This is a genomic window from Methylophaga sp. (genome assembly GCF_030651745.1).
The window spans coordinates 42,482-48,481 of sequence record NZ_JAUSCC010000054.1; the positions used below are offsets into that span (position 1 = coordinate 42,482).

The 6,000-nt window shown below is 45.1% G+C and carries 6 protein-coding genes; all 6 read right to left on the reverse strand.

Going from position 1 to position 6,000, the window contains the following annotated elements; genetic code table 11:
* Nucleotides 1-115 precede the first annotated feature (115 nt).
* The 6 genes from Q7V21_RS06590 to Q7V21_RS06615 all read right to left on the reverse strand — a co-directional run bounded on the left by Q7V21_RS06590 (nucleotide 116) and on the right by Q7V21_RS06615 (nucleotide 5,918).
* A complete protein-coding gene (locus tag Q7V21_RS06590; RefSeq protein ID WP_304916521.1) occupies nucleotides 116-1,000 on the reverse strand; it encodes a carbon-nitrogen hydrolase family protein in 885 nt (294 codons plus the stop codon).
* A gap of 139 nt (nucleotides 1,001-1,139) precedes the next feature.
* A complete protein-coding gene (locus Q7V21_RS06595; protein ID WP_304916522.1) occupies nucleotides 1,140-1,727 on the reverse strand; it encodes a GNAT family N-acetyltransferase in 588 nt (195 codons plus the stop codon).
* An 84-nt stretch (nucleotides 1,728-1,811) separates the two neighbouring features.
* A complete protein-coding gene (locus Q7V21_RS06600) occupies nucleotides 1,812-2,219 on the reverse strand; it encodes a ketosteroid isomerase-related protein (RefSeq protein WP_304916523.1) in 408 nt (135 codons plus the stop codon).
* A 347-nt stretch (nucleotides 2,220-2,566) separates the two neighbouring features.
* Complete coding sequence (gene speB / locus Q7V21_RS06605; RefSeq protein WP_304916524.1) at nucleotides 2,567-3,451, reverse strand: agmatinase; 885 nt, start codon at nucleotides 3,449-3,451, stop codon at nucleotides 2,567-2,569.
* Entirely contained in the window at nucleotides 3,448-4,614 is a 1,167-nt protein-coding gene (nspC, locus tag Q7V21_RS06610; protein WP_304916525.1) for a carboxynorspermidine decarboxylase, read from the reverse strand. The genes speB and nspC overlap by 4 nt, the downstream gene beginning before the upstream one ends.
* Nucleotides 4,615-4,718: 104 nt before the next feature.
* Nucleotides 4,719-5,918 (reverse strand): saccharopine dehydrogenase family protein, encoded by a 1,200-nt coding sequence (locus Q7V21_RS06615; protein WP_304916526.1) that lies wholly within the window; start codon nucleotides 5,916-5,918, stop codon nucleotides 4,719-4,721.
* Between the last annotated feature and the right edge of the window lie 82 nt (nucleotides 5,919-6,000).

The following is a 6,000-nucleotide window of genomic DNA, read 5'->3' on the forward strand; positions in this document are numbered from 1 at the left end:
AGCATATTCGGCTGAGTATTTTATACCTTGCCTGAAACCACTGCATCCACATGGACAGCAAGGTTATTGACGTTTGCAAAGAAAAACACCGCGATAACAGCGGTGTTTAAACTGTTTAACGTGTTTGCTCTGGACCGGTTAATTTATGTTGCAACGGCCAGTCACGGTAATTAAATACCTGTCCTTCCTGCCGAACGCGGGCAATTTCAGTCAAATCCAGATCGGCGCAGACCCAACCCGGTTTATCAGCAACCCCTTCAATCAAGATCCCATTGTCCGGAAAACCATAATCAACAGGGGTATAAATACTGGCACGCCCGGTGTTGACATCAACCGCTTCTGACCAAGACGCTTCACCGAAGGTCGGTGACTGAACTACATAACATTGATTTTCCAGAGCGCGTGCCTGGCAACCGATACGTACCCGGTGAAAACCAGCCTGGGTGTCAGTACAACTTGGTGCCAGAATTAAATCTGCACCCGCATTGACCTGTTGATAGGCAATCATCGGGAATTCACTGTCATAACAGATATTGATGCCGATACGGCCGACATCGGTATCCAGTACTTTGATCTGTTTACCAGGATGAATTAACCATTGCTCATTTTCAAAGCGAGTCATGATCAATTTGTCCTGAAAACCAATCAGGCCATCAGGACCATATAAGTTGGCACGGTTACGGAAAGTGCCATCTTCCTGTAATACCGGAAAAGTGCTGGCCAACATCATCACATCATATTGCTTGCTCAGTTGATGATGCAGATCCTGCCAGTCAGCGTAAACATCCTGCATGGAATGCAATTGTTTTCCGAGATCTTTATAGATGGTTTCGCCAAATAACGAAGCCAGTTCCATGCTGCCATATTCAGGAAACACTAATAACTTGGCCTTTTCTTCAACCGCCTCAGCCACCCACTGCGTCAGTTTGTCAGTGAATTGCGACCAGTCCTCGAAAAAACCAATATCGTATTGCGCTGCAGCGACTTTAACTTTGCTCATTGACACCAAACTCGGGAAATCGTTAACGGGACATTAAAGATTGGGCATTTCAGCCTTATTTCAATGCCAGATAGTTTATTTGTAACAGCTTCTCAACCACTATGCTGACAAGCCATTGTTATAGATGGCAAAACCTAAGCTAGAGTTTCTTCATCCAGAAAGTCATCGGCTTGGGTGATTCATGATCTTCGTCCAGTTCTTTCCAGCTGAAAGTAGTCTGCAATTCTGGATGTTTTTCATAACCACGTTTACGCCAGAAGTTATCCAATGGTCTGAAGCCTGCCGGACGACGTGGATGATCGTCAGGTCGTTGCACTCCGCAGAAACAACTGTACTCATAGCCGCCCAAATCACGGGCGTGTGCTTCACGGTGATCAAAGAAAGCTACACCAGCGCCCTGCCCCCGGTATTTCGATAGCAATACCGATTCACCGCAATAAAACACACTATTCACGTCTATACCCGCTTTAATAAACGGCGCTTTGACTTCTTCTGTTTCATATTTCAACGGGATGCCGGTAGATGCACCGACTACTTTATCGCCATCAAATGCCAGCACAATCACACTGTCTGGAGCTTCGATGTAGGTTTGCAGATAACGTGCTTCGTAATCTGTATCGCCATCATACAAATAGGGAAAATCACGAAACACCTGAATGCGTAACTGGGCCAGTTCGGGAATATATTGATTCAGGGCTTCACCTGATAAACGTTTCAATTCCAGCATAGTTATCTTAATCCGTGCAATGGAAAGGCATATAAAAAAGCCAGGCTGGAAAAGCTGTTCCAGCCTGGCTGATCATCTTGCAGTTTAACCGACGACTTGTTTTACCCAGTCTTCCAGGTTGTAGTAGTTGGTAATGCGAGCGACTTTGCCATCACGGATAACAAAAAATGCACCAGCTGGCAGATTATATTTTTGGCCATTCGCTTCTGGCAGACCTTCATCGGTGCTCAGGTATTCACCTAACACAGTGAATTCAACTGCAGCGCGGTCACCGGCTTCGTTGCTGGTGATAGAAATATCGACGATTTGTTCTTTGTAATGCGCATTCATACGATCCATAAATGCTTCGAATTTTTCTTTACCAACTTCACGACCACCTTGGTTTACGTCATGAATAACATCATCAGTCAGCATATTCAAAAACGCATCCATATCCTGACGGTTGAACGCATCGTAGTAGTTTTGCAGCAATGTGATTGTAGCTTGGCTCATGTCGCAGACCCCAGAGAGTAAAAAAACCGCGAATTTTAACGTGTAAACGCTTCAAAGAAAAGTAAAAACTGATTTTACGATCAGTGAATTAACCACAAAGCACAGAGAGATATAAAGCAATATCAATCCGCAGATTACACAGATGGACGCAGATTTATAATAGTTTTCTTTGATTCACCGACATTGGTGACCGATATCAATCTTATTTAAAACCACAAAGATAAAACGTAGGCCTGGTTAGCGCAGCGTAACTCGACACAAACCAAATAATCGTTAGGTTGCTCTGAATTAATATCCTTCGAAATAATCTGTGGATATCTCAAAAACCTCTGTGGTTGATTTTAAAATCAACTTTGACGGCTACGAGCAGTGATTCCCATCAACTTGTAGGTCAGCATAGACGCCGCAAAATCGTAGGCATGAAAGCCTTCTATCGGCGCAAATTCCATCACATCAAAGCCAATGATTTCACGTTGTTTGGCCACCGATTCAAACAGGTTTAATGTTTGATACCAACTGAGCCCGCCCGGCACTGGCGTGCCTGTTGATGGAAACACACTGGGATCCATGCCATCAATATCTACCGTGAAAAACACTTTCTGCGGGAAATCATCAGGTAAGGTAATGCTGTTGATATTATTTGGCACCAACTCATCGGCATCCTGGTAATACACGCCAAATTCTTCACGCACCTGCATTTCTTCTTCGCAAAACGCGCGAATGCCCAACTGATATAACGGAATGCCCATATCCACAGCACGTTTCATCACTGAAGCATGGCTCAGAATATCGCCTTCATAGGCATGACGCAGATCGGCATGTGCATCAATCTGCACAATACCGAAATCTTCAATACCGGCATCTTTGAGGCCTTTGATAACGCCATAAGTCACGGTGTGTTCACCGCCTAACACCACTGGAATACCCCCATTACGGATGATTTCAGCAGTGGCATTGGCAATATTATCTATCACCTGTTGCGAGCTGACGCTGCAATCGACTGGCGGGCAGGTATAAATGCCCAAATCGCATGGATTGCTTTTACCATCCCATTTTTCCAACTGCCATGAGGCATTCAAAATGGTTGATGGACCATTTCTGGTTCCGCCACCGTAGGACACACTTTTTTCATATGGCACTGGCAAAACATGAAACATCGCCTGTTTCGGGTCGGCCTGATCAATTTCAGAGCCCAGGAAAATTGGAAATTCTTCGTTCAATTCAGTGTTCATGACAGTCGCTCTTTAAAATCGCTGTAGTCAAAGTTTTTGACTACACGTAACTCATCGGTTTCGGAGTTCCAGATAGCCAGCGATGGTAATTTGGTGCCATTAAACGTCGTGGTTTTCACCATGGTGTAATGGCTCATATCTTCAAATACCAGTCGTTGACCGATTTCCAATGGCGTATCAAAACTGTAATCGCCAATCACATCGCCCGCCAGACAGGTTAAACCGCCCAAACGATAGGTATGCGCTTTTTCAGCCGGTAATCCTGAACCAGTGATATCTGGGCGATAAGGCATTTCCAAAGTGTCAGGCATATGACAGGTAGCAGAGGTATCCAGAATGGCCTGATCCAAATGATTCCAGGTGATATCCAGCACTTCACAACTCAAAATACCTGTACCGATTGCCACCGCCTCACCAGGCTCCAGATAAACTTCGACTTGATGCCGTTGTTTAAAATCCTTAACTAACTCGATTAACCCATCAATGTTATAACCATCAGCGGTAATATGATGACCGCCGCCAAAATTCACCCAATGCATCTGTGGCAATAAATGACCAAACTTGGCTTCCATAGCAGCCACAGTGCGTTGCAAAGGCTCAAAGCCCTGTTCACACAAGGTATGAAAATGCAGACCGGAAATGCCTTCTAAAGCACTTTCGTCCAGCTGTGATAACGGAATACCTAAACGCGAACCGGGCGCGCATGGATCGTAGATTGGCACCGCGCCTTCTGAATGTTCTGGATTAATACGTAAACCGAAATGTAATTCAGGACGTTGCTTCTGAGCCTTCAGACATTGCTCACGAAATCGTAACCACTGCCCACAGGAATTAAACACAATATGATTGGCAAATGTCAGCAGCTCATCAATATCTGCCTGGCTGAATGCGGCGGCAAAAACATGTACTTCTCCACCATATTCTTCAAAGCCAAGACGTGCTTCATGCAGACCGCTGGCACAGGTTCCACTCAAATACTTCGCTGTTAACGGTGCCAAAGACCACATGGAAAATGCTTTCAAAGCGGCCAGAACTTTTGCACCACTCGCCGTTTGCACATGATTCAGAATGCGTAAATTACGCTCAACCGCGACTTCATCTACCACAAAACATGGCGATGGCAGACGGGATAGATCCAGCTTGGTAAAATCCGTAAATTGCATTAATTTTCAAACACCTGAAATCGATAATTAATTTATCTTGTTAAGGTTGTAGGTCGGGTTAGCATAGCGTAACCCGACGCCTCTTTGAGACCGTAGAGAATTAATCAACCGTCGAGATTGAAATCATCCAGCTCAATCACTTGCCATGGCAGACCGTATTTGTTCATATCTTCCATAAACGGATCGGGATCAAACTGTTCGATATTCCAGACGCCCGGTTTTTTCCATTTGCCTTCCAGCATCATTTTGGCGCCGATCATTGCTGGCACACCTGTGGTGTATGAAATAGCCTGAGACTGTACTTCTGCGTAGCAATCCTGATGGTCTTTAATCTGGTAGAGATAAACGATTTTCTGTTTACCGTCTTTTACGCCTTTGACCACGCAGCCAATACAGGTTTTGCCTTTGGTACGTGGACCTAATGTTGAAGGATCGGGCAATAACGCTTTGAGGAACTGAATCGGCACAATCTGCTGGCCGTTATAGTCAATTGGATCAATACCGGTCATGCCGACATTACCCAGCACTTCCAGATGTTTCAGATAGCTTTCACCAAAGCTCATCCAGAATTGGGCACGTTTCAAGGTCGGGAAATTAACAACCAGTGATTCCAATTCTTCGTGGTACATACGGTAAATATTGTAATTACCGACCTCTTCCGGACAGGTAAAGCTGGCTTTTTTTGACATCGCAGGAGTGGTGACAAACTCACCATTTTCCCAGTGACGGCATTCAGCAGTGACTTCACGGATATTGATTTCCGGATTGAAGTTGGTAGCAAACGGATAACCATGGTCACCACCGTTGACATCAATGATGTCCAACTCATGGATTTCATCGAAATAATGTTTGGCAAGATAAGCGGTAAAGACGTTGGTCGCACCGGGATCAAAACCGCTGCCCAGCAATGCCATTAAACCGGCTTTTTCAAATTTTTCGCGATAAGCCCACTGCCAGCTGTATTCAAACTTTGCAGTGTCCAGCGGTTCGTAGTTGGCAGTGTCCAGATAATCCACACCGGCAGCCAGACAGGCATCCATAATGTGCAAGTCCTGGTACGGCAAAGCTACGTTAATGACTAGATCCGGTTTTTCCTTTTCCAGTAAGACGGTCAGCTCAGGTACATTATCCGCATCAACCTGTGCTGTGCGGATTGGGCGATCCAGCTGTGCGGCAATTGCTTTACATTTGTCTTCATTACGGCTGGCCAGAACAATTTCCGAAAATACTTCGGGTAATTGTGCGCATTTATGAGTAACGACGCCGCCAACACCACCGGCGCCAATAATGATCACTTTTGACATAGAGCTGAGTCCTTAAACCTGAGATTATCTTTCAAAGAAGGTATAGCCATTCATGCTGTCGCTGAAGGCACGTAACATTTGT